Consider the following 25,863-nt stretch of genomic DNA (forward strand, 5'->3'; position numbering starts at 1 on the left):
GTTCCCTTCCGCGGATCATCGCGCCCGGATGCGCGCGATCACAGCGTCGCACACTGGCCGGTGCGCGAGCCGCGGACCTCGTTCGCGACACCGTCGTCGGTGGGCGGTTCGGCATTGCCGGAGCACGACAGCGACCCGGTGATGGTCGTTCCGGACACGACCGGCGCCGGCGCCGGGCTGTCGTCGATGGTCACCGAACCCCTGATGGTCGTGCCGACGATCTCCACCGGCGAGGCGCCCCGCACGGTGATCGACCCGGTGACGGAGCCGCCGCTGACCCGCAGTCCGGCGCCGGCGCCGACGGTCACCGACCCGAGCACCCGCGCGTCGGTGAGGCACAGGGTGCCGGAGCCGGCCACCAGGGCGCCGCGATGGGTGCCGGTGACGGTCGTCGTGCAGCGCGGGGTGTAGCGCAACAGCTCGTGTCCGGAGGAGAGGTAGACGTCGCCGCTCGAGTGCGCCGCCAGGTGGGACACCGTGCCGGTGTGCAGGATGGTGCTGGCCAGCGTGGCCGGGTCGATCCCGACCAGGCGGCGGTTCCCGGGGGTGGCGTAGAGGTGCCCGTCGACGGGGTTGAACACGAGATCGCCGGAGCTGCTGGTGGACGAGCCCAGGCTCACGCGTTCCACGACCTGTGCCGTCGCGACGTCGATGGCGAACAGCTGATCGCCGGAGATGCCCCACAGGCGGCCGTCCGCGTCGAACGTGAGCGCGCCGATGCTGGGCTTGCCGGGCGCGGCCGGAAGCTCCCACAGCAGTTCCCGGTCGGCCACCGACCAGGCGAAGACGGTCGCCTCCGGCTGGGTCGGCGGGGTGGCGCTCTGGCCGCCGTAGATGCTGGTGGAGCCGTAGACGACGCCGTCGCGGTAGGTGAGCGCGACGATGCTCTCGTCCGTCACGAGGTTCCGTTCGGCGTGCACCAGCTCGCCGGTGCCGGCGTCGTACAGCGCGAACACCCCACCCAGCTCACCCAGGTCCGGCATGGTGCCCACGGCCAGGTGGTTGCCGGCCGATGCCAGCGCGCGGGGACGGATCTGCCGGTCGGCCGCGAAGTCGAAGAGTCGCCGCGGATTGTCGGCGACGCCGGGATCGGGCGACGGCGAGTACTCCGGGCTGTGCCACGGCAGGGCGGGGTCGTAGGCGTAGACGCGCGCCTCCGGGTAGGCGCCGATGTACAGCCTGCCGGCGTGCTGGGTCATCGCCTCGCTCTGCGAGAAGGTGTGGAACTCCTCGCGCTCGCCGGTGTCCGGGTCGATCGCGGCGAAGCCGCCGTTGAGGAATCCGCCGGCGTAAATCCGCCCGTCGGGACCCTCGGACAGCGCGGTGATGTCGATGGGTTCGCCCTCGATCGTGGTCTGGACGAACGAGTGGGCGCCGGTGGCGGGGTTGTACCGGAACATCAGGCCGCGCCAGAGCAGCCCGACGATGCTGCGCCCGGGATAGTCCGGCAGGCCGAGCTCGGCCCAGCCGATGCCCCGGGTGTTCGCGACCCGGCCCGTGACGGGCATGCCGGTGGCGGCGACGCTGCCGTCGCGCGGGTCGTAGCGCACCAGCTCGCCGCCGGCGATCAGGTGGACGCGGCCTTCGTCGTCGGCCGGGGAGGGCTCCAGACCGTGAGCGGCATCGATCCGGTCGACCCAGGTGCCGGCGGTGATGTCCCAGACGAACAGGGGGCTCGGCGACGCGCTGCCGAAGCGGACGTACAGGTGGTCGCCCACGACGTCGACGTCGTACGCCCAGGCCGTGCTGAGGTCGATGCCGTCCGGCGGCGGCAGCGCGACGGTGGCGCCGGTCGCCCGGTCGACCTGGAAGACGGCACCGGGGTTCTCGGTGCCGGCGAAGACCGAGTCACCGTGCACGGCGACACTGCGCACATAGCTGTGGGTGTCAGACAGCCGCCCGTAGTCGCGGAAGGCGCCGGTGGCCGGGTCGAAACCGAAGAGCTTGCCGCCCGGTGACGTGCCGCCGTATACCCGGCCGTCGGGAGCCACCGAGACGTCCCAGACGAAGGTCTCGCCGGCGACGGGGTTGCCCAGCGCCTCCACCCCGTTCGCCGCGGTCCATCGATACAGGCCGGCGTCGCCGTACGTGCCGACGTAGACCTCGCCGTCCGGGCCTGCGTCGACGGCCCACGAGCCGCCGGCGCCGGGGAGGTCGAACCGGCCGATCGCCGTGCCGGTGGCCGGATCGACGGCGTTGAGGTGCGCGGGCACGCCGGATGACGCGCTCCAGAGGGCCGCCGGTTCGCCGCCGGGTCCGGGTGCGACGGTGCCGCCGATGAGCAGGACGTCCTGCAGCGGCGTGCCGAGCGAGGTGACGTCTCCGGAGAGGGTGCCGTCCGCGGCAGACGCGGGCCCAGCGGATTCGGCGGGCTCGGCGGCCGGTGCGGCGGCGGCACCCGCGGTCGCGACGACCGCGAGGACGGCGACGGCCGAACCGGACAGGAGTGTTCTCATGCCGTGACCTCCGGTGGGGGACGGGGCGGTGCTCCGGAGGGTAGCGATCCTCACGATATCGGGCAAGGCCGTAATCACGAATCAGCTCAGGACACGTCGGGGTCTTGCCGACATCTGGGCCCGCCTGCCAGGATGACGCATGAAACGGGCGGGACCGAAACTCTGTCGTTGACGATCCTGATGCATGAGGAGGCCGGATGAACCGGAACCGAACGCCACTCGCCGTGGCGCTGGCGGTGGTCGCGTCGTTCCTGACGATAGTGCCGCCTGCGGCGGCCCAGACACCGGCCCAGGCGCCGGTGCGGGGCGCGGAGGAGTCGCTGGGGTATCCCATCGCCAGCCGGGTGCTGTCGCAGGACCAGTCGCAGGGCGTCGACGCCGAGGGCAGGCCGCAGGCGTACTGGGTGACGGCCGGCAACAACGAGATGCCGGGGATGTTCCAGGTCACTGACATCCGCAGCGGCGAGGTGGTCTTCGGCGAGCGGCTCCCGTCGGGCGCCAACAGCTGGGCCAGCACCTTCAACACCGTCGACGGCACCGTCTACTTCGGCATGACCGAGGGGGACATGTACTCCTGGACGCCCGGTGACGACGCCGTCACCGCGCTCGGAGTCCCATACGCCGGCGAAGGCATCTGGCGACTGGCCGCCGCACCGGACGGCATCGTCTACGGCGGCACCTACCCCGGCGGCGAACTGTTCTCCTACGATCCCGCCACCGGCGAGTTCACGAACCACGGCCAGGCCGTGCCGGGGGAGACGTACGCCCGATCGCTGGCGGTGGACGAGGACAGCGTCTGGGTGGGCACTCAGCCGCGGGCCCGGCTGACCCGCTTCGACCGCGCCACCGGCGAGTTCCACCAGGTGGCGCTGCCGGCCCAGTACGAGACCCACGAGGTCGTCTACGACATGACGCTGGCCCGCGACTACCTGCTGCTGCGGGTCCAGCCGTCCAACGACCTGCTGGTCTACGACACCGTGACCGGCGAGTTCGTGAACATCGTGCCGGGCATCTCCGGCCGCGCCATCTCACCACCGGATCCGGCCGGCAAGTACGTCTATTTCCGCATCGCCTCGCAGGGTGTCGTCGCCTACGACCTGGACACCCACACCTACGCGCGGGTCGGTTGGGGTCCGAACGCCTTCCCCGGCACCTGGGCGTGGATCGACATGGACGACCCGGACTTCCCGGGCCTGTCGCTGTCCATGACGTACTACTACGGGCGCATCTACGTCTGGAACCCCGAGACGAAGAAGTCCGCCTACATCGGCGAGGCCGACCTCGAAGGCGCGCCGAACCCCATCACCGCGCTCGGCAGCGGCCCGGACGGTGCCGTCTACGTCGGTGCCTTCCTGTCCCCGCCGGGGATGGCCCGGTTCGATCCCACCAACGAGACCACCACGCTGCTGGCCGGTGCCGGCCAGATCGAGGGCTTCGGAAGCTACGGCGACCACTTGGTCTATGGCCGGTACCCGAACGCCGGACTGCTGGACTTCGACACCACCCGGCCGTGGAGCATGGGCACCAACCCCGGCCCGGCGGCCGTCATCGACGACGAGCAGGACCGCCCGCAGGCGTTCGTCCAGGTCGGCGACAGGATGGCGGTCGGTAGTGTGCCGAAGTCGGGTCGGCTGGGCGGAGCGCTCAGCCTGTGGGACCCGGCCACCGGTGAGGTCGTGACGCATCGCGATGTGGTGCCGGACCAGAGCGTCGTGTCACTGGCCGAGCGGGACGGGCTGCTGTACGGCGGCACCTCGGTGAACGGCGGCTACGGCATCGACCCGGTCGCCACCGAGGCCGAGCTGTTCGTGGCCGACCCGGACACCGGCGACGTGCTGGAGCGGCTGGTGCCGGTGCCCGGCGGGAAGGCCGTCAACGGCCTGACCTTCGACGCCGACGGCCTGCTGTGGGGCGTCTCGGACGGCACCCTGTTCACCTACGACCCGGCGACGAGCACCGTCACCCGCGCCGAGCAACTCTTCCCGCGCCGCACCAACATGTACGGGCACGACCGCCACCTGCTCTTCCACGAGGACGGCCACCTCTACGTGACCAGTTCCGGCAGCCTCTGGCGGGTTGACCCGCGGACCTGGGCGGTCACCGAGCTGGCGTCGTCGGGCGTCGGGTCGCTGGCCCAGGACGGCGACGGCGACCTGTACTACGCGCGCGGCGCGGCACTGTACCGGTGGAACTTCGCCCTGCGGCCGGAACCGGTGTGCGATGTGACGGTGACGGGTCCGCATGCCGGCCCGCTGACCGTCGAGGCCGGCACGACCTGCCTGGACGGCGCCACGGTGTCCGGTCCGGTGCAGGTGAGCCCAGGTGCGGTGCTGGTGGCGTCGGACTCCGCCGTGACCGGCCCGCTGCGCTCGGTCGGCGCCGGCGGGGTGAGTCTCGACGGCGTGACCGTGACCGGCCCGCTGTCGGTGACCGGCAGCGTCGGCGAGGTGTCGATCACTGACTCCACGATCGACGGCCCGGTCGGACTGCGCGACAACACCGGCGGCACCCGCTTCGCCGGCAACACCGTCACCGGACCGCTGGCGTGCCACGGCAACGACCCGGCCCCTGTCATCGAGCAGCCCAACGACGTCGACGGCCCGGTCATGGGGCAGTGCCGGATGTCCTGACGAACCACGACCGCCGTCTGGATACGCTGCATCGGTGGCGAACTCTCGAGACGTGACGGAGCTGACCGGGCGGCTGCGGTGGTCGCTGGTGGCCGCAGCCGCCACCCCGATGCGGCCCGACGGGCGCACCGATCCGGACGTCTGCGAGGCATATTTCCGGCACCTCGTCGGCTCCGGCGCGAGCGCGCTCGCGATCGGAGCGCACACCGGCCGCGGCGCCCGGTTGGACGTCTCCACCAAAGCGGAGCTCGTCCGCCGGGCGGCCGCGATCGGGGTGCCGGTGGTGGCGGGCGTCGGCGGCAGTGTCGACGGCCCCGACGCCGACCTGGAGTGGGCCGGCGCCGCCGCGGCCGCTGGCGCCGACACGCTGCTCGTATCCCCGCCCATCGACCTCGACGCCGACGCCGTCGTCGCGCACTACGACCAGCTGTGGGAGGCCAGCGACCTGCCACTGATCGCGTTCGACCTGTATTCGCAGCCCTTCACCCCGGCGCTGCTGGACCGGCTGCTGGACCACCCCGGCGTGGCGGCGTTCAAGCCCGCCCGGCTGTTCGACGCCGTCGCCTGCCAAGAGGGCATCGCCGCCGCCCGCGCCCGCGGCCGGCTGGTGCTCACCGGCGAGGACCGCATGTTCGGCCCGTCGCTCATGTGGGGTGCCGAGGGGGCCTTGGTGGGGCTCGCGGCTGCCGCGGCGCAGGTGTCCGCGGCGGCGGTCGAGACGTTCGCATCGGCCGTGCACACGTCGGCCCGGGATGCCGCCGCGCGCTTCCTGGAGGTGTCGGCCGTCGTGGACGAGCTGGCCCGGGTGACCTTCCGGCCACCGTACGACGGATACGTGCAGCGGATGCTGTGGCTGGCGGTCGACGAAGGTGCGGTGCCCGAGGAGTTCGCCATCGACCCCTACCGTCCCGCTGAACTCGAGGACGCCGAGCGGGACGAGGTCGTCCGCGTCGTGCGGCAGTGCCGCGACCAGGTGCGCCGGTGACCGTGTTGTCACGGTGAACGCGTAGGGTCGCTCGCATGGAGCAGGAGGGTCTCTTCGGCGGCGCGGCGCCGGTAGTGCCGGCCGGCTCGTTGTCCGGTGCGGACGACGACGTCGCGGGCAAGCCGCTGGCGGTACGGATGCGTCCGCGCACCCTCGACGAGATCGTCGGGCAGCAGCAGTTGCTCGGCGCCGGCACTCCGCTGCGCCGGCTGGTCGAGCAGGACCAGCCGATGTCGCTGGTGCTGTGGGGGCCGCCGGGCACCGGCAAGACCACGCTGGCCTATGTGGTCAGCCGGGCCACCAAGCGGCGGTTCGTGGAACTGTCGGCGGTCACCGCCGGGGTGAAGGACGTGCGTTCGGTCATCGACGGCGCCCGCCGCGAGCTGGTGCGTTCCGGCACCGGGACGGTGCTGTTCGTCGACGAGGTGCACCGCTTCTCCAAGACGCAGCAGGACGCCCTGCTGCCGGGGGTCGAGAACCGCTGGGTGTCGCTGGTGGCGGCCACCACCGAGAACCCGCACTTCGCGCTGATCAACCCGTTGCTGTCGCGGTCGCTGCTGCTGACGCTCGAACCGTTGGACGACGACGCCATCCGCGAGGTGATGCGCCGCGCGCTCACCGAGGAACGCGGACTGGGCGGTGCGGTCACCATCGACGACGACGCCCACGACCACCTGCTGCGGCTGGCCGGTGGCGATGCCCGCCGGGCGCTGACGTACCTGGAAGCCGCGGCCGGTGGCGCCGAGGACGGCACCATCACGCTGGAGGTGGCCGAGCGGGCGGTCGACCGGGCCGCGGTCCGCTACGACCGCGACGGTGACCAGCACTACGACGTCACCAGCGCGATGATCAAATCCATCCGGGGCAGCGACGTCGATGCCGGGCTGCACTACCTGGCCCGGATGGCCGAGGCGGGGGAGGACCCGCGGTTCCTGGCGCGCCGGCTGGTCATCCTGGCCAGCGAGGACATCGGCATGGCCGACCCGACGGCGCTGCAGACCGCCGTGGCGGGCGCGCAGGCGGTGCAGCTGATCGGCTGGCCGGAGGCGCAGATCACGCTGGCGCAGGTGGTGATCGCGCTGGCCCTGGCCCCGAAGTCGAACAGCGTGGTGCGGGCCATCGGCGCGGCCGTCGCCGATGTGCGGGCGGGGCTGTCCGGCGCGGTGCCGCCACACCTGCGCGACGCGCACTACTCGGGGTCGAAGAAGCTCGGTCACGGCACCACGTACGCCTACGCCCACGACGACCCGCGTGGCGTGGTCCGCCAGCAGTACGCACCCGACTCCGTCCAGGACAAGCAGTACTACGAGCCGGGCACCCGCGGCGCGGAACGTGACTACGCCGAGCGCTACACGCGGCTGCGGCAGATCGTCCGCGGGGAGTGAGCGCGCCTCACCCGTCGAGCCGGGCGGTGATGGCATCGAGCAGCACGATCGGCGCGAGCAAGGCGTTGTCGGCCACGGGTGAGACCCCGTCCTCGACCGCCCGCAGGAACCGGTCGAGCACCGGGGCGTTGTAGTCCGGGCCGAGTGTCAGCGGATACGTCTCGATCCCGCGGGTGCCCACGACGGTGACGTGGAACGGCACAGCCTCCGACTCGGCCGCCGGCACGAAGGTGAGGACGACGTGTACGTCGGCGACCGTGGTCGTGGCGACGACGGCGATTCCCGCCCGCTGGACGTGTACCGGGCCTGGCGGGTCTGCCGCGCCTGGCGCGCCTGCCGCGCCTGGTTCGCCGATGACCTGCAGGGCGGCTTCGGCATGGTGAACGCCGTAGAAGTACAGGCCGGCGTACGGGCTGGCGGGATCGGCCGGCCCGGTGACCTGTACCGAGGTGAGCGGGCCGATGCGATCGGGCGCCGCCGTCAGTGCCGCCATCTCCGGCACGAACCGCAGCGCCGACGCGGACACCAGCGGCACGCCACCGCGCCGGGCGGCCGCCACGATCGCCTCCGCGTCGGTGGCCGAGGCCGCGAGCGGCTTGTCCACCAGCACGGGGATGCCCGCCTCCAGCAACGGCACCGCGTCGGCCCGGTGGGTGCGGCCGTCGCGGCTGGAGACGATGACCGCGTCGGCCAGCCCGGTGAGATCACCGGCGGACTCCACGACCGTGTCGATCCCGCCGACCGTCGCCAGCGCCCGATTGCGCTCTGTATCGCCGCCGGCCAGAGCCACCACCCGGGCCGCCCCGTGCCGGTGTTCGACGTTCAGGAAGCGTACGAAGTGATCGACATGGCTGTTCTCGGTTCCCACGACCCCGATGCGCGTCACGGCCAGCCAGGGTACTGCCCGCGCGGGGGTCGACGCGGTCTCGTTCACATCACGTTCGCGCCGGCTTCAGCGGCTCGATCGCCATCACCGAGGCCGGGCGGCGTACCGGCCCGTGCGGCCGGATACGGCGCGCCGGGCTGGGCCTGCCTGCCGACTCCGGCGCCGGGCTCCCGTGGTCAGAAGGGTGGTGGATCGTCGGCCTGCTGCGGATCGGGTGATGGCTCGGGGATGGGGCCGACCTGTTCGGGTGGCTTGACGTAGGCGTGGCCGGTGGGGCTCGTCCACACGGTCGCGCCGCTGACGTGCCTGTGAACGCGCCAGCCGCCGTCGTGTTTGAGCAGGTGGTGTAGCCGGCACAAGGCGTGGCAGTTGCATGCGCTGGTTGGGCCGCCCCGTCTGTACGGGCTGCGGTGGTCGATGTCGCAGCCGACGGCCGGACGGTGACAGCCCGGAGCGCGGCAGGTGCGGTCGCGGAGGACGACGTGGTCGATGAGCGCCTGTGGCGGCCGGTACCTTGTGGTTCCGTGGTCGAGCACCCGCCCGGTAGCCGGATCGGTGCCGACCCACTGCCAGACTCCCGCGGCGGCGAGGTGCCGGGCGACCGCGGCCGGGATGGGACCGTATCCCTCGAGATAACCGGGCTGGTCGTCCAGCCCCACAAGTGACCGGAACGCGAAGGTGACGTTCACCGCGACCGGCCGACCCTGTGCCGACGAGAGCGGAATCCGCACGGGATCCTGGGGAGCGGACGGTCCATCGTGATCGGCCGGCGTGACGTGGCCGCCGTCCGTCCGGCGAGGACGGCCCGTGTGGTCGTCGCCGCAAACGTGGACGTCGGCGGGAAGGCTGCCGAAGGTGCAGGTGCAGGTGCAGCCGGGCCGGTGGGCGACGGGAGCCGGGTCACCGCCGATCTGCTGGGTACTCAGGGCGGCCCAGGCCAGTGCGGCCAGGGCGTCGGCGCGCCGCTGCCCGGCGGTTCGCGGTTCCTGCCCGGCCGCCGCGTCCTGTCGCTTCAGTGTCTGGGCGGCGGCGCTCAGCACCGACGTCACCGCCACGGCGTCCTCGGCGGGGAGGTAGGCGTCCACGTACGCCATCCCGTCCTCAGCGGGGGTCATGGTGACGTCACGCCGCTCCCGCGCCTGCTGGCAGCGCTGCTCCGTCTGCAGCGGAGCCAGCTCGAGGAGAAGCTGCCGGATCCGCCGCCGCAGCGCCACTGAGTCGATGGATGCCGCGGCGGGAAGGACGGCGGCCTCGACGCGGCGGCGGACCCCGGCATCCTGGCCACCGAGTTCGGCGGTGATCACCTTGGCACGCCGTTCGTCAATGGCACCGGCTTCCAGCGAACGCAGCGTGGCCGGGAAGTCCTGGGCGAGCTGAACGGCGTGCCCGACGAGGTTCTCGGCCTGGCGGGACGTGAGCTGGGTGCGGCCGGCCACCTCCACCGCGGTGTTCGTGACCGGGTTCACCGACCGGTAGCCGGTGTCGGCCGGCCGCAGCTCCGGCCGGGCGGCCAGGGCGGTGAGCACGACAGCCTGGCGGGCAGCGACCCAGGCAGCGAGCCTGGCCCAACCCGCGGCCGCCTCGACCAGGTCGTAACCGTCGGCCGTCGCGGCGTCGAGCCCCGCCAGCACGGCGGCCAGCTGCGCACCGACCGGCACATCGGCAACGTCCACCCGCTCGGCATCGTCAGAGGCGCCCGTGCCGTCGGAGACGCCGGGCGCGTCGGAGGTGTCTGCGGTGTCGGTTGAGCCAGCGCTGTCGGGGAGGCCGGGCGCATCTGTGAGACCGGTGCCGTCGGCCAAGCCAGTGCCGTCGGAGAGGCAGTCGGTTGAGCCGGCGACATCGCGGTAGCCGGTACCGTCGACGAGGCCGGCGGCCGTCGTGTCGTCGGGAAGATCCCCGTGGCCGTAAGTGACCCACGCGCCAGAGCGAGGGCCGCGTGCGACCCCGGACCCAGCACTCCACGAAGCGTTCTCGAACATACGAACTATCCTATCCCGCCCCTCCGACAACCTCCGGAGCCGATCGAGAGCCGGGCCATCGCCGCCGGGTCCGGGTCGTCATCGCGGCTTTCGGCCCCGCACGGTTCGCGGCCACCGGCCGCCCGGCTGGACCGATGCCTCCGAGCGATCAGCCGGTCCGCTCGCCCTGGGGAGGGGCCGACGCCGCGGCGTAGCGCTCGGAGAGCTCCCGCAGGTGGGTGCGCAGCTCCGGCGGGTCGAGCACCTCGAATCCGACGCCCAGGCTGCCCAGGTAGCCGGCGAGGTCGTGCCAGGAGTCGCCGCCGGTCTGCAGGAGACAGCTGCCGTCGTCGAGGACGGTGACCAGCCCGCCCATCGCGGTGATCTTGTCGGTGACCACCTCGACCGGTGCGTCCAGCCGGACCCGGGCCTGGTGGCGATATGCCTGCGAGCCGACGCCCCGCAGCACGTGCGCGACGGCGTCCCCGCCGGGTGGCTGCCGGGGTTCGAAGCGCGGCCCGGTGGGGATCCGGGGGCGGATCCGGTCCGCGCGGAAGGTGCGCCAGTCGCCGCGGCCCACATCCCACGCGAGCAGGTACCACCGCCGGCCGGTGTAGACGAGCTGGTGCGGCTCCACCGTGCGCACCGACGACGCGCCCTCGTGGCCGACGTAGTCGAACCGCAGCCGCTCGTGCCGGTGCGCTGCCGCCGCGATCTCGGTCAGCGTCGCTGCGTCGACCCTGGCGCCGACGCCCGCCGCGGACGCCGTCGCCGACCGCAGCGCGTCGAGCCGGTGCCGCAGCCGCGACGGCAACGTCCGCTCCAGCTTGGCCAGCGCCCGCAGCGACGTCTCCTCGATGCCCGTGACGGACCCGGCCGCCGCCGCCCGCAACCCGAGGACGACGGCGACGGCTTCGTCGTCGTCCAGCAGCAGCGGCGGCAACGCCGATCCAGCGCCCAGCCGGTAACCGCCGGCCGGCCCGGTGGTCGACTCGACCTCGTAGCCCATGATTCGCAGCCGCTCGATGTCGTTGCGGACGGTGCGCGTCGTGACCTCCAGCCGCGAGGCCAGGTCCGCGCCCGACCACTCCCGCCTGACCTGCAGTAGTGACAGCAGCTTCAGCAGCCGCACCGAGGTGTCCAACATCCTCGTGAGTCTGCCAGCAATTGCGGAACCGGACGTTCCACAACGGCCAGTAGCGTCGTTCCCATCAGCACAAACACCCAGGAAGGACCGGAACGATGACCATCCAGCTGCGCGGCTTCTGCACCCTGAACTTCTATGCCGACGACATGGGCGCCGCGCGGCGGTGGTACACCGAGGTGCTCGGCACGGAGCCGTACTTCGAGGCCGTCGACCCCACGTCGGGCCGGGTCGGCTACTACGAGTGGCGCATCGGCGACCACCAGGACGAGTTCGGGATCATCAACCGGGCCTGGGCTCCGGCCGGCGAGCCCACCGGGCCCGGGCGCCCCGGCGGCGCGGTCATGAACTGGCATGTCGACGACCTGGACGGCACACTGGAGCGCCTTCTGGAGCACGGCGCCACCGTGCACCAGCCGCGCGTCGACCGCACCCACGGCTTCGCGAACGCGTCGGTCGTCGACCCGTTCGGCAACGTCCTGGGTCTCATGTACAACCCGCACTGGAAGGCGTTGGCGGACGGAACCGACGGGACCGACGGGACCGACGGGACCGACGGAGCCGGCGCGTGAGCGCCCCGGCCGACCCCGAGGTCCTGGTGTTCGACGACGCCGCCGGCTGGGAGCGGTGGCTGGACGAGCACCATGCGACCAGCGGCGGGGTCTTCGTCCGGATCGCCAAGAAGGGCGCGCCGCAGCCGTCGCTGACCATCCGCGAGGCGTTGGAGGCCGCATTGTGCTTCGGCTGGATCGACAGCGTGCGCCGCGGGCTGGACGAACACCACTACCTGCAGCGGTACTCGCCGCGCCGGGCCGGCAGCGCCTGGTCCAAGGTCAACGTCGAGATGGTCGCGGCGCTGACCGAGGCCGGGCGGATGCGCCCGTCGGGGCTGGCCCAGGTCGAGGCGGCCCGCGCCGACGGACGCTGGGACGCCGCCTACGCCCCGCAGCGCGAGGCGACCGTGCCGCTGGAGCTGGCAGCCGACCCGGACGCCGCGGCAGCCTTCGAGGCGCTGGGCCGGTCAGCCCGCTACGCCGTGCTGTTGCCCGTGCTCAAGGCGCGGACGCCGCAGACCAAGGCTGCCCGGGCCGCCCAGGCGGTCGCGGTACTGCGCGGCGGCCGCCCGCGGGAGCGATAATCGAGGCACCCACGCCGCGCCCGGCGCGGTAGGGTCAGACGCTTGAGACCACCGCTCCCGTAGAGAGGCTGCTCCACCCATGTCCGTAGGCGAGATCGCAGGGTTGCTGGCCGCCGTCGCCTTCGTGGCGCTGGTCGGTTTACTCGCCGTGCCGATCCTGAAGCTGGGCCGGACGGTGGACGAGTTCACCCGCGTCGTCCAGGACATCCGCTCCGAGCACGTCGCGAAGACCTCCACCACCGTCGACGAGACCAACGAGCTGCTGGCCTCCACGAACGCGCAGTTGCAGCGGATCGACGCCATCACGTCGAACGCGCAGACCGTCACCACCAACGTCGCGGCCATGTCGTCGCTGTTCGCCGCCACACTGGGCGGCCCGCTGGTGCGTACGGCCGCGTTCACCTACGGGGTGCGGCGGGCGCTGGCCGCGCGCCGCGACGGCGGGGGGCGCGGCCGGCGCTTCCGGCGGGGGGGCGGGGCATGAAGCGGCTGTTCTGGGTGGCTCTGGGGGCCACCGCGGGTGTCCTGGTGGTCCGCAAGATCACGCAGGCGGCGGACAGCCTCACCCCGGAGGGCGCGGCGGACCGCGTCGCCGGCGGGGTCCGCGAACTCACCGCGGCCATCCGCGACTTCGCCGACGAGGTCCGCGCCGGCATGACCGAGCGCGACGCCGAACTGCGCTACGCCCTGGGCATCGCACCCGACGGCACCGGCGCAACCGGAAAGCCGGGCCATCCAGATCTTGACGCCGTCGACGATCTCATCCGCACCAATCCGAGAGGCACGTACTGATCATGGAGACCGCCGAGATCCGGCGCCGGTTCCTCGACCACTTCGAGAAGAACGGTCACACGGTCGTCCCCAGCGCCTCCCTGATCTCCCCGGACCCGTCGCTGCTGTTCACCGTCGCCGGCATGGTGCCGTTCATCCCGTACCTGACCGGGCAGCAGACGCCGCCGTGGCAGCGCGCCACCAGCGTGCAGAAATGCATCCGCACGCAGGACATCGAGGAGGTCGGCAAGACCACTCGGCACGGCACGTTCTTCCAGATGAACGGCAACTTCTCGTTCGGCGACTACTTCAAGGAAGGCGCCATCGCGCACGCCTGGGAGCTGGTCACCGGTTCGATCTCCGACGGCGGTTTCGGCTTCGACCCGGGCTCGGTCTGGGTCACCGTCTTCCATGACGACGACGAAGCCGCGGCGCTGTGGAAGAAGGTCGCCGGCCTGCCGGACGAGCGCATCCAGCGCCGCGGGTTGCTGGACAACTACTGGCACACCGGCCAGCCCGGCCCCGGCGGCCCGTGCAGCGAGATCTACATCGACAGGGGCCCGCAGTACGGCCCGGACGGCGGCCCCGTCGTCGACGAGGACAGGTTCCTGGAGATCTGGAACCTCGTCTTCATGCAGGAGCAGATCACCGACGTGAAGGCGAAGGACGACTTCGTCGTCGTCGGTGAGCTGCCCAGCAAGAACATCGACACCGGCATGGGCCTGGAGCGGGTCGCGTACCTGCTGCAGGGCGTGGAGAACCTGTACGAGATCGACCAGGTCTTCCCGACCCTGCAGAAGGCGGCGGAGCTGGCCGGCACCCGGTACGGAGCCGACCACGGCGACGACGTGCGGCTGCGGGTGGTCGCCGACCACATCCGCAGCTCCCTCATGCTCATCGGCGACGGTGTCACGCCGTCCAACGAGGGCCGCGGCTATGTGCTGCGCCGGCTGCTGCGGCGCAGCGTCCGGGCGATGCGGCTGCTCGGCGTCCAGGATCGCACCCTGCCGGAGCTGCTGCCGGTCAGCAAGGACTGCATGAAGGCGGCCTACCCGGACCTGGAGTCCGACTTCGCGCGCATCTCCTCGGTCGCCTACGGCGAGGAGGACGCGTTCCGCCGGACGCTGCAGACCGGCACCCAGATCTTCGACCTCGCCGCGGACGAGACCAAGTCGAAGGCCCTGACCGCGCTACCCGGCGACACCGCGTTCAAGCTGCACGACACCTACGGCTTCCCGATCGACCTCACCCTGGAGATGGCGGCCGAGCAGGGCCTGTCCGTCGACGAGGCCGGGTTCCGCCGGCTCATGACCGAGCAGCGGGAACGGGCGAAGGCCGATGCGAAGGCGAAGAAGACGGGACATGCAGACACCGGCGCCTACCGGGAGCTGCGCGAAGCCGGACCCACTCCGTTCACCGGGTACGAGGGGCTCGAGACCGACAGCCGCGTGCGCGGGCTGTTGCTCGACGGCGTCTCGGTGCCCGGCGCCAGCGAGGGCGAGACCGTCGAGGTGGTCCTCGACCGCACTCCGTTCTACGCCGAGTCCGGTGGTCAGGACAGCGACGCCGGCGTCATCACCGGCGACGGCTTCGAGCTGGAGGTCCTCGACGTCCAGCGCCCGGTCAAGGGCCTCGTCGTGCACAAGGTCCGCGTGCTCAAGGGCGAGGTCATCAGCGGCCAGGAGGTCGCGGCCAAGGTCGACCGCGAGTGGCGCATCGGCGCCTGCCAGGCGCACTCGGGCACCCACATCGTGCACGCGGCACTGCGCCAGGTGCTCGGCCCGCAGGCCCTGCAGAGCGGTTCCTACAACAAGCCCGGCTACCTGCGCCTCGACTTCGCCTGGGGGCAGGCGCTCGGCGCGGCCACCCGCAGCGAGGTCGAGGAGGTCGCCAACCTGGCGATCCGCCGCGACCACCCCGTCAGCGCCACGTACATGCCGCTGGAGCGGGCCCGCGAGCTCGGAGCGCTGGCGCTGTTCGGCGAGACCTACGACGAGGAGGTGCGGGTCGTCGAGATGGCCGGCTCCTGGTCGCGTGAGCTGTGCGGTGGCACGCATGTGGGCCACTCGTCGCAGGTCGGGCTCGTCACGCTGACGGGGGAGAGCTCGGTCGGTGCCGGTAGCCGCCGGGTCGAGGCGTTCGTCGGCATCGAGGGCTTCCGGTACCTCGCCACGGAGCGGGCGCTGGTCAGCCGGCTGGCGGACCTTCTCAAGGTCCAGCCCGACCAGTTGCCCGAGCGCATCGAGCGGCTCGTGGCGCAGGTGCGCGACGCGGAGAAGGAACTGTCCAAGGTCCGCGCCTCCGCGCTCGGCGCACGGGCGGGCGAGCTGGCGGCGTCCGCCCGTGACGTGTATGGCGTGGCGTTCGTCGGTTACGAGGCGCCCGCGGGTACCGCCGCCGACGACCTGCGCTCGCTTGCGCTGGACGTGCGTGGCCGGCTGGGCAACGAGAAGCCCGCGGTCGTCGCGGCGTCGGGCGCCGGCGACACCGGCCGGCCCAGCGTCGTCATCGCCGTCAACGAGCCGGGCCGCGAGTGGGGCGTGAAGGCCGGCGCGCTGGTCAGGGTGGCGGCGCAGACGCTGGGCGGCGGCGGTGGCGGCAAGGACGACGTCGCGCAAGGCGGCGGCACCGACGCGTCGAAGATCGGCGACGCACTGACCGCGGTCGAGCACGCCATCGGCGAGACCGTCACTCGCGGTTCGTGACGGTGCGCCGCGGCGTCAGACTGGGGGTTGATGTCGGATCCGTCCGCATCGGGGTCGCTTCGTGTGACCCCGGCGGGCTGATCGCCACACCGGTGGAGACCGTTCGGCGCGGCCCCGGTGACCTGCGGCGACTCGCCGAGTTGGTGGCTGAGCGCAGTCCTATCGAACTGGTCGTGGGTTTGCCGCGTAGTCTCGATGGGAAGGAACATGCCGCGGCCCGGCACGTGCGGGCGTTTGGTGCGGATTTGGCTCGGTATGTGGCACCATGCCCGGTACGGCTGGTCGATGAGCGCTTGACCACCGCCGTCGCGACGCGGGGAATGCGAGCCAGCGGTGTCTCGTCCCGGGCGGCGCGCCCGGCCATCGACCAGGCCGCGGCGATGGTGATCCTGCAAGACGCGCTCGACGCCGAACGAAGCAGTGGCGAGCCGCCTGGAGAGGTGCTGACGGTGACCGATGACTGACCTCGACACGTCGGAGGAGATCGTGCGCCCCCGACGGCATCGGCGCCGCCGGCGCCGGCGAAGCCGGTTCGGCTCGTTCGTCGCGGTCTTCCTCTCTCTCGTCGTCGTGGGCGGCCTGATCGGTGGCATCTACTACGGCGGAAGCGCCCTGCTCAACAGCATCAACGGCGTCTTCGGGGACGCCGAGGACTATCCGGGCCCCGGCAGCGGCGAAGTGTCGGTCACCATCGAGGAAGGCGCCAGCATCCGGTCCATGGGTGCCACCCTGTTCGAGGCAGGGGTCGTCGCGAGCCAGGACGCGTTCATCGAAGCCGCGGACGGCAACCCGCAGGCCACCTCCATCCAGCCCGGCAACTACGTCCTGGCCCGCGAGATGCGTGCCTCCGACGCCGTCGAGGCCCTGATCAGCGGCGAGGGCGGGCAGCGGGTCTCGCTGCCGGAGGGTTACCGGGTGCGCCAGACCGTCACCCGGCTGGCCGAGGAGTCCGGGTTCACCGAAGAGGAACTGCAGGCGGCCATCGACGCCGCCGCGCTGCCGGAGTACGCCGAGGGCGACCCGGAAGGCTTCCTCTACCCGGCCACGTACGACCTCGGCGGCGACACCACGCCGGAGTCCCTGGTCGCGGCCATGCTCGACCGGTTCGACCGGACTGCGCAGCAGCTCGGTCTGCTCGACGGCGCGGCGGCGCTGAACCGGACACCTCTCGAGGTGGTCACCGTCGCCAGCATCGTGCAGCGCGAGGTCAGCCGACCCGAGGACATGCCGCGGGTTGCCGAGGTCATCTACAACCGGCTCTCCGGCGCCTGCCAGGCCAACGGGGTGCCGGAACAGCGGCTGCAGATGGACTCCACCGTCCACTACGCCGTCGACGACTACTCCAGCGTCTACACGTCGCCGGAGATGCGGCAGGTCGACTCGCCGTACAACACCTATCGCGTGAGCGGGCTGCCGCCGGGGCCGATCGCGTCACCGGGCGACGACGCCCTCACGGCGGCGCTCAACCCGGCGAACGAGGGCAACTGCTACTTCGTCGCGGTCAACCTGGAGACCGGCGAGACGGCGTTCGCGGTCACCGCGGCGGACCACGCCGCCAACGAGGAGCTGCTGCGCGCCTACTGCCGGGAGAGCGACAGGTGCTGAACCGGCACTGCGGCGTCCTCGGGTCGCCCATCGCCCATTCACTTTCGCCGGTCATCCACCGCGCCGCGTACCAACACCTCGGGCTGGGCTGGGAGTACTCCGCACACGAGGTCGACGAGGCCGGGCTGGCGGCGTTCCTCGGCTCGCTGGACCCGAGCTGGCGCGGCCTGTCCCTGACCATGCCCCTCAAGCGGGTGGCCCTCGAACTCTCGGCGACGGCGTCCGATGTCGCCCGGACCGTGGGTGCGGCCAACACGCTGGTACGGCTGGACGACGGGAACGGCGACGGCTGGGCGGCCGACAACACGGACGTGCCGGGCGTCGTGGCGACGCTCGGCGAAGCCGGCGCCGGCACGGCCACGCCGGTCTGCCTGTGGGGTGGCGGCGCGACGGCGGCCAGTGTGCTCGCCGCGCTCGCGTTCCGCGGCAGCGGCCCGGTGCACGTGCACGCTCGGTCCGCGACGCGTGCCGGAGCGGCGCTGGCGGTAGCCGCGGCCCTGGGTCACCCGGCCGAGGCGGCGCCGTGGGCCGTGCTCCCGGTCTGCGCGGCGGCCGGCTTGGTCGTCTCGACCGCGCCCGCCGGTGCGGTGGACGTGCTGGCCGGTGAGCTCACAGCGGCAGGCGCCGACGCCCGCCGGGTGCTGTTCGACGTCGTGTACGACCCGTGGCCCACCCCGCTCGCCGCCGCGTGGCTCGCGGCCGGGGGAGCGGTGGCCAGCGGCCTGGACCTCCTGGTGCACCAGGCGCTGGGCCAGGTGCGGCTGATGACCGGTTCCGACGTGCCGGTCTCGGTGCTGCGCGAGGCGGCGCTGGCGGCGATCGGCACCCGCGCGTGACGCTCGTGCTCGCCGTGGCCGCCGCCGGGCTGGTCGTCGGCGCCCTGCTGCCCACCGCTATCGCCCGCATCCCGGACCGCGCACCGCCCGGCGACTCGCCGCCCCCGACGCCGTACCGAGAGCTCGCCGCGGCGCCCCGGCTGGCGTGGTGGCTGGCCGCGGCGACCGCGCTGGTGTGGGCGCTGCTGGCGGTGGCGCGGGACGACTCCCGGGCGGATCTGCCGGCGTACCTCGTCGTCGGCGCGCTGGGCGTCGCGATGGCCTACGTCGACCTGCGCGAGCACCTGCTTCCCGACTGGCTCACCTACACCTCGCTCGCCGCCGCCGCCGCGCTACTGACCGTCGCCGCCGCGGCGACGCAGGACTGGGGCGCGTACGGCCGGGCTTGGGCGGGCGCCGCCGCGTGCCTGGTGTTCTACCTGCTGCTGGCGCTGCTCCGGCCCGCCGACCTGGGTCTCGGCGACGTCAAACTGGCCGCGGTGCTCGGGCTGTTGCTGGGCTGGGTCGGCTGGTACACGGTCGTGCTGGGAGTGTTCCTCGGCTTCCTCGTGGGCGGCGTCATCGGCATGGTGCTGCTGGCCGCCGGCCGGGGACGGCGCACCGCCCTGCCGTTCGGCCCGCCGATGCTGGTGGGCGCCCTCGCCGCGGTGTTCCTCGCGACCTGATCAGGTGCGGCCGTCGGCCTCCTGGGCGGCGAACAGCGTGGGGTCGGGCCGGCTCCACTCCGCCTCGTAAACGGCGAACCCCGCGGCCCGCGCGGCCGCGCATACGGCGGGATCGTCGTCGACGAGGACCGCCACCGGGCGCTGCGCCGACAGCCGCTTCAGTACACCGACCTTGAACAGCCGGGCCGGACGGCGGTCGTCGTCGGGCCGCAGCAGTACCCGGCCGGCCGGTGCGCGGTGCTCGGACAGCCATTCCTGGGTGACGGTGCGCGTGCGCTCCGGCCGGCCGCTGAGGTAGAGGATGTCGTGATCCTCGGCCACCTTCCGGACCAGTGCGAAACCCTCGGGATACGGCGCATCGTCACCCATGCCGGCGAAGAAGCCGGCCCAGTTCTTCGGCCGGCCCTGCAGGTGGTGAAGGCGGTGGCCGACGTCGGCGAGCACGCCGTCGATGTCGATGACGGCCAGCGGTCGGATCATGAGTCTCCCGGCAGGACGGTGCGATAGCCGGCGGCGTCGAGCCCCGCGAGGATCTGCTCGAGCGCCGCGACGGTCTGGGAGCGGTCGCCGCCGCCGTCGTGCAGCAGGATGACCGCACCGGGACGGATCTGACCGAGCACGTCCTGAACGATAGACGTCGTCCCGGGTCGCGACCAGTCACGGGGGTCGACCGTCCAGTCCAGCGGCCGCAGCCCGAGGTCGTCGAGCACCGGCTCCACCTCCGGCTGCACCGCGGTGTTGGGCTGGCGGAAGTACGGTACGTCCGCCTCGCCGCCGAGCGCGGCCTCGATCGCCTCGTCGGCCTCGGCGATCTGCCGCTCGATCTTGTCCCGGTCGCGGTCGGCGAGCTCGTCGTCGTGCGTGTCGGTGTGGTTGCACAACGCATGCCCGGCATCGACCACCTGCCTCAGCACCTCCGGGTGCTCACGGACCCGCTGACCGACCACGCAGAACACCGCGGTCGCGTCGTGCTGCTCCAACAGGTCCAGCACCTGTGGCGTGTACACCGGGTGCGGGCCGTCGTCGAACGTCAGGGTGACGGCGTAGTCGACCGACGCGCCACCTGTGTCCGGGCTGGTCTCACCGCCGGAGCCACCGTCGCCGCCCTCGGCGCCCTCGTCGCCGGCGTCACCGCCGGAGCGGCCGTCATCGGCGTCGCCCGTGGCGCCGGGTTCCGACGGTGCCGCGGTCGCGCCGTCCGCGATCGATCCGCGACGTTCTTCGTCGGCCGTGCGCTCGGCAGCCACCGCCACCAGGCCCAGCATGATGCCCAGCAGGATGGTCGCGGGCCACGACAGGTTGTTCATGGCGACCTCCTGCCCGCGCTCACCGACCCATGATCATATGAACGGGTCCCGAAATCGGACAGGCGCGCCCATGCGCAGCGTGTCGTCAGCAGTTCGGCCGGCACTGCCGTTCGATCATGGCCTGCACGAACACGCTCTGGATGTCACGCGGGTCCTCGGCCTGGTAGGCCTGGGTGCCGGTGGCGGCGGAGATCTGTTCCAGAGCCTCCATGTCGGCCTCGGGTCCCATCCCGATGGTGATGACCGGCACCGGGTTCGCGGGGTCGAACTGCGCGGTCAGCGTGTTGAGCAAGGTCTCCAGGTCGATGCCGTCCGGATCGTCCTCGTTGCGTCCGTCGGTCAGCAGCACCACCGAGTTGACGCTGCCGGCCTGGTAACTGCTGCGGACCTCCTGGAACGCGGCGAGGACGGTGTCGTAGAGCCCGGTGCCGCCCTCGGCTCGCGACGGCAGCGACTCCAGTGCCGCGACCAGCGCCTCCTGCCGGGTGCCGCCGTCGACCTCCTCGTCCATCGGGCCGATCTCGACCAGCTCGATGTGGTCGCTGGGCGGGTCCTGCAGGATCGAGAACGCCCACAGCCCGACGGACGACGCGGGCGGGAACAGGGAGAGCGCTTCCAGGGCGGCGTCGCGCGTCAGCTCGATGCGGGTGGCACCGTCCTCGACCTGCTCGTTCATGGAGCCGGAGACATCGATGACAGCGAGCATGCGCATGTCCAGCGACAGTGCCGCCCACTGCCGGGTGAGCTCGGCGACCACGGCCGGATCGGGGTCGGGCAGCAGGTCCGGCATGGCCGGGCGGGTGCCGTCGACCACTCCGGCGTCGTCGTCGGCGGTGCCGTCGGGGCTGCGGAACCCGGCGTCGCGGATGCTCTCCTGGGAGTCGACCGAGCCGAGGAAGGTGACGAAGTCCGCCGCGGCCGAGCGGGCATCGTCGTCGTCGGCACCCTGCACGGCCAGCGCCGGGAAGTCGAAGGCGAGCGTGCCCTCGGCCGGATAGAGCGCGTTGACCGGCACCTCCGGGCGAGTGCGGTTGAAGGCGACCACGGACTGCTCGGTGGCCGTGAACGCGACCGGTGTCTCGCCGGCCGCGGTGGCGTACGCGTCCTCGACAGTGGGCACCGCGGCGCGGGACACCTCGGTCATCAATGACACGAGCTCGGACTGCTCCAGCGTCTCGCCGAGCGCGGCCCGGACGGCCAGCAGGCTGGCCATGCCCTCGTCGTTGGCGGCCGGGTCGGGCAGGACCGCCACCGCGTCGCCCTGGACCACCGCCGACCAGGGGACGACCGACTCGTCACCACCGGCGGCCTGCGCCGCAGGTCGCGGCATGATCACCACCAGCGGGGAGACGGCGACGCTGGCCAGCTGATTGACCTGCTCCAGGTCGACCGCGGGTCCGTAGTCGAGGCTCTTCGGCACCCACAACTGCGGCGCGTCCGGCGTGCCGATGGTGGCCGCAGCCTCAGCGGCGGAGGTCGCGGTCACGTCAACCTGCACGCACCGGTCGCCGACAGCGGGCTGACCCTCCTGGTAGCGGTCGGCGAGCTCGGTGAGCACCGGCGCGATGGTGGCGTCGGCCGCGACGGCCACGGGCAGAGTGCCGGAACACTCACCGCCGCCGGAGTCGAGGACGGACACCGCGCCCAGGCCGGCGGCCGCGATGACCGCGACGGCCGCCACGGACAGGCCCAGCCGGCGCAGCCAGGGAGACGGCGTCGTCGTCCGCGCCGATGCGTGGCGTCCTGTCATGTGGGCAGCTCCGGGCAGGTCAGGGGATTGCAGACTAACCGGGAGCATTCCGACTCTGGTAGTCCCCTGCCCCGCGTGTCACACCCGGACTGGAGAATCAGGCTCTTCGACCGGGGCCACCATCGAGTGCGAGGCCTACAAACGGGCTCTCCGCCTGGACTCCGGTTCGCTCTTCCGGGATCGGCGGGGCGTCGGCGATGCTGTGGGCGTGGAGTACGTGTCCAGAGTGCCGCGACCGCCGTTGGACGGGCTGATCGACGACCTTTACTACCTGGAAGGTGCGTCGCCGTACGCCCGGCTGACGCTGCCGCCGATGCCGGGGGCGTTGCTCATCGTCAACCTCGGGGCGCCGTTCCGCATCCGCGCCGGGACCGACATCGAGCCGGCCGAGTACGCCGACGGCTGCGTGGTCACCACGCCCACCCGCGCGTTGGAGTTCGGTTACCCACTCCGGACCCGGTCCGTCGGCGTGCACTTCAAGCCGTGGGGGCTGGCGCCGTTCCTGCCGATGCCCGCGGCCGAGCTGTGTGACCGGCCGGTGACGGTAGAGCAGGTTTGGGGCCGGCGCGGCATTGCTGAGCTGCGAGACCGGCTGGCCACTGCAGACGGACCGCTCGAGATGCTGACGCTGCTCGAGGAGGAGCTGATGTAACGGCTGTGCGAGACCGCCGGCCTGGGACTGGTCCGCCATACGAGCAGCGTCATCGCGGCGACCAGCGGGGCGGTGGCAATCGGCGACCTGAAGGTGGCAGCCGGTGTCAGCAGCACTCACCTGGCACAGCGGTTCAAGGAGCTCATCGGCGTCACGCCGAAGCGGCTGGCCCGCACCTACCGCTTCGCCGCCACCGTGTTCTCGATCAACCCCGCCGAACCGATCGACTGGGGCGACCTCGCCGGTGGCGCAGGCTACTTCGACCAGGCCCACTTCGGCCACGAGTTCCGGGCGTTCACCGGGCTCACGCCGACCCGGTACGTCGAAGTCCGGCGGCAGTTCCTGCGCGAGCATCCCGGTCACGTGCTGGACAGCTGGCCGCTGCCGGCCGATTGATTTCTTACAAGAGCGACAGCCCACGACACGCCAATATGGGGGTATCCCAAAGCAGAGGAGCGCCCCATGGGCAAAGTAGTCATGTACAGCTCGGTGTCGGTGGACGGCTTCGTCGCGGACGAGAATGACCAGCCCGGACCGCTGTTCGACTGGTTGTCCAGCGGTGACGTGCCGTTGGACGAGAGCGGCGAGTTGAAGGTGTCGCAGACGTCCTACGACTACACCCGGCCGTACTGGGACCAGATCGGGGCGACCGTGGTCGGCCGCCACGTCTTCGACCTGACGGACGGCTGGGACGGGAAGCCTCCGGGCGGGGTCGACCACGTGGTCGTCGTGACGCACCGGCCGGAGCCTGAGGGCTGGGACACCGAGGCGCCGTTTCACTTCGTCGACGGCGTCGAGGCAGCCGTGGCCAAGGCGCAGGAGCTCGCGGGTGACCGCATCGTCGAGGTCGCCGCTGGCGACGTCGGTGGCCAGGTGCTTGCCGCAGGCCTGATCGACGAGGTGCGCATGGACGTCGTACCCGTGGTGTTCGGGTCGGGCAAGCGCTACTTCGGGTCGGTCCACGCGCAGCACCTGCTGGAGGATCCTGACGTGGTGATTCAGGGCAACCGGGTGCTTCACCTGCGCTATCGGGTGCGCCGTTGACGAGGCCGAACTCATCCAGGCGGCAGAACGTGGACGGGTCAGGGCAGCCAAGGCAGCGTCAGGCACACCGACCTGCCCGGCAGCCTCACCGGCTGAGCCGCTGGTAGCGCCGCACCGACAACGGCACGAAGACGGCCAGGATCACCAGCGGCCAGACCACGGCCATCAGGGTCGCGTTCTGGGCGATCCACGAGTCGCTGCCCAGACCGGGATTGCCGAACAGGTCGCGCGCGGCGGCCACCGTCGACGACAGCGGGTTCCACTGCGCGACGGCAGCCATCCAGGCCGGCATCAGGTCCGGTGCGACGAACACGTTGGACAGCGCGGTGAGCGGGAAGGCGGCCGGGAAGACGATGACCCCTACCATGTCGGCGTTCTTCACGATCAGGCCCAGGTAGATGCCGATCCAGGTGATGGCGAACCTCAGCAGCAGGATGAGCGAGATCGCCGCGACGGCTCCAGGGACTCCTTCGCGCCACTGCCAGCCGACCAGCAGCCCGCAGACGATCAGCGTCGTCATCTCGAGCACCGCCCGCATCACATCGGCGGCGCTACGGCCGACGACGAGCGCGGAGCGGGCCACCGGCATGGAGCGGAACCGGTCGATGACGCCGCGGTCGACATCGAAGGCCACGGCCGTCGCGGTGGCACCGAGCCCGTAGACCATGGTCATGACGAACACGCCCGGAAGCAGGAACTCGCGGTAGCTGCCGCCGTCCGGGACGGCCATGCCGCTGCCGAAGACGTACCCGAAGACGAGCACCATCATGATCGGGAGCGTGAAGTAGATGATGACCTCTTCCGGCGCCCGGACGACGTGCGCCATGTAGCGGCGGGTCATCACCCAGCCGTCGGCCACGGCCCAGCGCAGCCGGGGGAGCGGGGAGCGGGCGCTCGCGGACGCCGGCACCGCCGGGCGGTCGGTCAGGGTGGCGCTCATGCGGCACTCTCCTCGGTGGTCGGTGCGGCCGGGTGGCCGGTGAGCTGGAGGAACGCCTCGTCCAGGGTGGGCCGGCGCAGGCCGACGTCCTCGGCGTCGATGCTCTCGCGCTGCAGTTCACCGATGACGGCGCCGAGCGCGGCCATCCGGTCGCTGACGGGGGCGCTGACCCGGCGGATGTCGGTGTCGATCTCCGGGCGAGCGCCCGCGACCCGGCCGACGACGGCGGCCGCGGCGGGCAACTGCGTGGCGTCGCGGACCACGACCTCGATGCGATCGCCACCGATCTGCGCCTTGAGCTGGTCGGGAGAGCCCTCGGCCACCACCCGGCCGGTGTCGATGACGGAGATGCGGCCGGCCAGCTGGTCGGCCTCCTCCAGGTACTGCGTGGTCAGCAGCACGGTGGTTCCGCCGGCGACCAGTGCCCGCACGGCGTCCCACACGTCATTGCGGCTGCGTGGGTCCAGCCCGGTGGTGGGCTCGTCGAGGAACAGCACCTCCGGGGCGAGCACAAGACTGGCGGCCAGGTCGAGTCGGCGCCGCATGCCGCCGGAGTACGTACGGGCGGAGCGGTCGGCGGCCTCGGTGAGCGCGAACTGCTCCAGCAACTCGTCCGCCCGCCGCTGGGCGCCACGGACCCCGAGGTGGTAGAGGCGGCCGAACATCACCAGGTTCTGCCGACCGGACAGGGTCTCGTCGACGGCGGCGTACTGGCCGGTGAGGCCGATACGGCCGCGCACCTCGGCCGCCTCGCGCACGACGTCGTGGCCGGCAACCCGAGCGGTTCCGGAGTCGAACCTGAGCAACGTGGCGAGGATGCGTACGGCCGTGGTCTTGCCGGCGCCGTTCGGGCCGAGCAGGCCGTGGACCACCCCGCGTGGCACCTCGAGGTCGAAGCCGTCGAGGGCGTAGGCATCGCCATACCGCTTGCGCAGCCCAGCGGCGACGATGGCTGGATCAGTGGACGTCACGACAGCCTCCAGTCGAAAGTGTTTATGGTGTA

Annotated in this window: 22 protein-coding genes and 1 pseudogene; 14 read left to right on the plus strand and 9 right to left on the minus strand. The window is 72.0% G+C overall.

The window, feature by feature from the left end; all coding sequences use genetic code 11:
* Positions 1-38: 38 nt before the first annotated feature.
* Positions 39-2,456, minus strand: coding sequence for a ligand-binding sensor domain-containing protein (locus JIAGA_RS29655; RefSeq protein WP_051426061.1), 2,418 nt, complete (start codon positions 2,454-2,456; stop codon positions 39-41).
* 197 nt (positions 2,457-2,653) lie between these two features.
* Between JIAGA_RS29655 and JIAGA_RS0113585 the strand changes: the two genes are divergently transcribed.
* The 3 genes from JIAGA_RS0113585 to JIAGA_RS0113595 are packed head-to-tail and all read left to right on the plus strand — an operon-like array spanning position 2,654 to position 7,456.
* Complete coding sequence (locus JIAGA_RS0113585; protein ID WP_026876081.1) at positions 2,654-5,086, plus strand: ligand-binding sensor domain-containing protein; 2,433 nt, start codon at positions 2,654-2,656, stop codon at positions 5,084-5,086.
* Between the two features lie 34 nt (positions 5,087-5,120).
* Entirely contained in the window at positions 5,121-6,071 is a 951-nt protein-coding gene (locus tag JIAGA_RS29660; protein WP_157553131.1) for a dihydrodipicolinate synthase family protein, read from the plus strand.
* 35 nt (positions 6,072-6,106) lie between these two features.
* Positions 6,107-7,456: a replication-associated recombination protein A gene (locus tag JIAGA_RS0113595; RefSeq protein ID WP_026876082.1), complete on the plus strand. Its 1,350-nt coding sequence runs from the start codon at positions 6,107-6,109 to the stop codon at positions 7,454-7,456.
* A 7-nt stretch (positions 7,457-7,463) separates the two neighbouring features.
* On the opposite strand, the gene JIAGA_RS0113600 is transcribed toward JIAGA_RS0113595, so the two are convergent.
* The 3 genes from JIAGA_RS0113600 to JIAGA_RS0113610 form a co-directional block, all read right to left on the minus strand.
* The gene (locus JIAGA_RS0113600; RefSeq protein WP_169738864.1) at positions 7,464-8,342 is read right to left on the minus strand and encodes a Gfo/Idh/MocA family protein; all 879 of its coding nucleotides are present in this window, start codon (positions 8,340-8,342) and stop codon (positions 7,464-7,466) included.
* A gap of 176 nt (positions 8,343-8,518) precedes the next feature.
* The gene (locus JIAGA_RS0113605; protein ID WP_026876084.1) at positions 8,519-10,324 is read right to left on the minus strand and encodes an HNH endonuclease signature motif containing protein; all 1,806 of its coding nucleotides are present in this window, start codon (positions 10,322-10,324) and stop codon (positions 8,519-8,521) included.
* A 148-nt stretch (positions 10,325-10,472) separates the two neighbouring features.
* Complete coding sequence (locus JIAGA_RS0113610) at positions 10,473-11,450, minus strand: helix-turn-helix transcriptional regulator (protein WP_026876085.1); 978 nt, start codon at positions 11,448-11,450, stop codon at positions 10,473-10,475.
* Between the two features lie 95 nt (positions 11,451-11,545).
* On the opposite strand from JIAGA_RS0113610, the gene JIAGA_RS29665 reads away from it, so the two are divergent.
* The 9 genes from JIAGA_RS29665 to JIAGA_RS29685 all read left to right on the plus strand — a co-directional run bounded on the left by JIAGA_RS29665 (position 11,546) and on the right by JIAGA_RS29685 (position 19,167).
* A complete protein-coding gene (locus tag JIAGA_RS29665) occupies positions 11,546-12,019 on the plus strand; it encodes a VOC family protein (RefSeq protein ID WP_051426062.1) in 474 nt (157 codons plus the stop codon).
* Positions 12,016-12,585: a YdeI/OmpD-associated family protein gene (locus tag JIAGA_RS0113620; protein WP_026876086.1), complete on the plus strand. Its 570-nt coding sequence runs from the start codon at positions 12,016-12,018 to the stop codon at positions 12,583-12,585. Before JIAGA_RS29665 ends, JIAGA_RS0113620 begins: the two co-directional genes overlap by 4 nt.
* 79 nt (positions 12,586-12,664) lie before the next feature.
* Positions 12,665-13,069 carry a DUF948 domain-containing protein gene (locus JIAGA_RS35655; RefSeq protein ID WP_026876087.1) on the plus strand — a complete coding sequence of 135 codons (405 nt, stop codon included), beginning with the start codon at positions 12,665-12,667 and terminating at the stop codon, positions 13,067-13,069.
* The gene (locus JIAGA_RS35660) at positions 13,066-13,377 is read left to right on the plus strand and encodes a DUF6167 family protein (protein WP_245597179.1); all 312 of its coding nucleotides are present in this window, start codon (positions 13,066-13,068) and stop codon (positions 13,375-13,377) included. The genes JIAGA_RS35655 and JIAGA_RS35660 overlap by 4 nt, the downstream gene beginning before the upstream one ends.
* 2 nt (positions 13,378-13,379) lie before the next feature.
* Positions 13,380-16,061: an alanine--tRNA ligase gene (alaS, locus tag JIAGA_RS0113635; protein WP_026876088.1), complete on the plus strand. Its 2,682-nt coding sequence runs from the start codon at positions 13,380-13,382 to the stop codon at positions 16,059-16,061.
* Positions 16,058-16,525, plus strand: coding sequence for a Holliday junction resolvase RuvX (gene ruvX, locus JIAGA_RS29675; protein ID WP_084469665.1), 468 nt, complete (start codon positions 16,058-16,060; stop codon positions 16,523-16,525). Before alaS ends, ruvX begins: the two co-directional genes overlap by 4 nt.
* Positions 16,518-17,666, plus strand: coding sequence for an endolytic transglycosylase MltG (gene mltG, locus JIAGA_RS29680; RefSeq protein WP_051426063.1), 1,149 nt, complete (start codon positions 16,518-16,520; stop codon positions 17,664-17,666). The genes ruvX and mltG overlap by 8 nt, the downstream gene beginning before the upstream one ends.
* On the plus strand, positions 17,660-18,502 hold the full coding sequence (locus JIAGA_RS0113650; RefSeq protein ID WP_026876089.1) for a shikimate dehydrogenase: 843 nt from the start codon (positions 17,660-17,662) through the stop codon (positions 18,500-18,502). The genes mltG and JIAGA_RS0113650 overlap by 7 nt, the downstream gene beginning before the upstream one ends.
* Positions 18,499-19,167, plus strand: coding sequence for a prepilin peptidase (locus tag JIAGA_RS29685; RefSeq protein WP_051426065.1), 669 nt, complete (start codon positions 18,499-18,501; stop codon positions 19,165-19,167). Before JIAGA_RS0113650 ends, JIAGA_RS29685 begins: the two co-directional genes overlap by 4 nt.
* On the opposite strand, the gene JIAGA_RS0113660 is transcribed toward JIAGA_RS29685, so the two are convergent.
* The 3 genes from JIAGA_RS0113660 to JIAGA_RS0113670 all read right to left on the minus strand — a co-directional run bounded on the left by JIAGA_RS0113660 (position 19,168) and on the right by JIAGA_RS0113670 (position 22,224).
* Positions 19,168-19,647 carry a phosphatase domain-containing protein gene (locus JIAGA_RS0113660; RefSeq protein WP_026876090.1) on the minus strand — a complete coding sequence of 160 codons (480 nt, stop codon included), beginning with the start codon at positions 19,645-19,647 and terminating at the stop codon, positions 19,168-19,170.
* On the minus strand, positions 19,644-20,474 hold the full coding sequence (locus tag JIAGA_RS29690) for a polysaccharide deacetylase family protein (protein ID WP_051426066.1): 831 nt from the start codon (positions 20,472-20,474) through the stop codon (positions 19,644-19,646). Before JIAGA_RS29690 ends, JIAGA_RS0113660 begins: the two co-directional genes overlap by 4 nt.
* An 85-nt stretch (positions 20,475-20,559) precedes the next feature.
* Positions 20,560-22,224 carry a substrate-binding domain-containing protein gene (locus JIAGA_RS0113670; RefSeq protein ID WP_026876091.1) on the minus strand — a complete coding sequence of 555 codons (1,665 nt, stop codon included), beginning with the start codon at positions 22,222-22,224 and terminating at the stop codon, positions 20,560-20,562.
* A 202-nt stretch (positions 22,225-22,426) separates the two neighbouring features.
* On the opposite strand from JIAGA_RS0113670, the pseudogene JIAGA_RS36130 reads away from it, so the two are divergent.
* Positions 22,427-23,272: pseudogene (locus JIAGA_RS36130) on the plus strand (helix-turn-helix domain-containing protein).
* Positions 23,273-23,338: 66 nt separating this feature from the next.
* A complete protein-coding gene (locus JIAGA_RS0113680) occupies positions 23,339-23,920 on the plus strand; it encodes a dihydrofolate reductase family protein (protein ID WP_026876092.1) in 582 nt (193 codons plus the stop codon).
* A gap of 85 nt (positions 23,921-24,005) precedes the next feature.
* Here JIAGA_RS0113680 and JIAGA_RS0113685 read toward each other — a convergent pair whose 3' ends face one another.
* Complete coding sequence (locus JIAGA_RS0113685) at positions 24,006-24,860, minus strand: ABC transporter permease (protein WP_051426068.1); 855 nt, start codon at positions 24,858-24,860, stop codon at positions 24,006-24,008.
* Entirely contained in the window at positions 24,857-25,831 is a 975-nt protein-coding gene (locus JIAGA_RS0113690) for an ATP-binding cassette domain-containing protein (protein ID WP_051426069.1), read from the minus strand. The genes JIAGA_RS0113685 and JIAGA_RS0113690 overlap by 4 nt, the downstream gene beginning before the upstream one ends.
* Positions 25,832-25,863 lie beyond the last annotated feature (32 nt).

The sequence above is a fragment of the Jiangella gansuensis DSM 44835 genome, assembly GCF_000515395.1.
GTDB classification, from domain to species: domain Bacteria; phylum Actinomycetota; class Actinomycetes; order Jiangellales; family Jiangellaceae; genus Jiangella; species Jiangella gansuensis.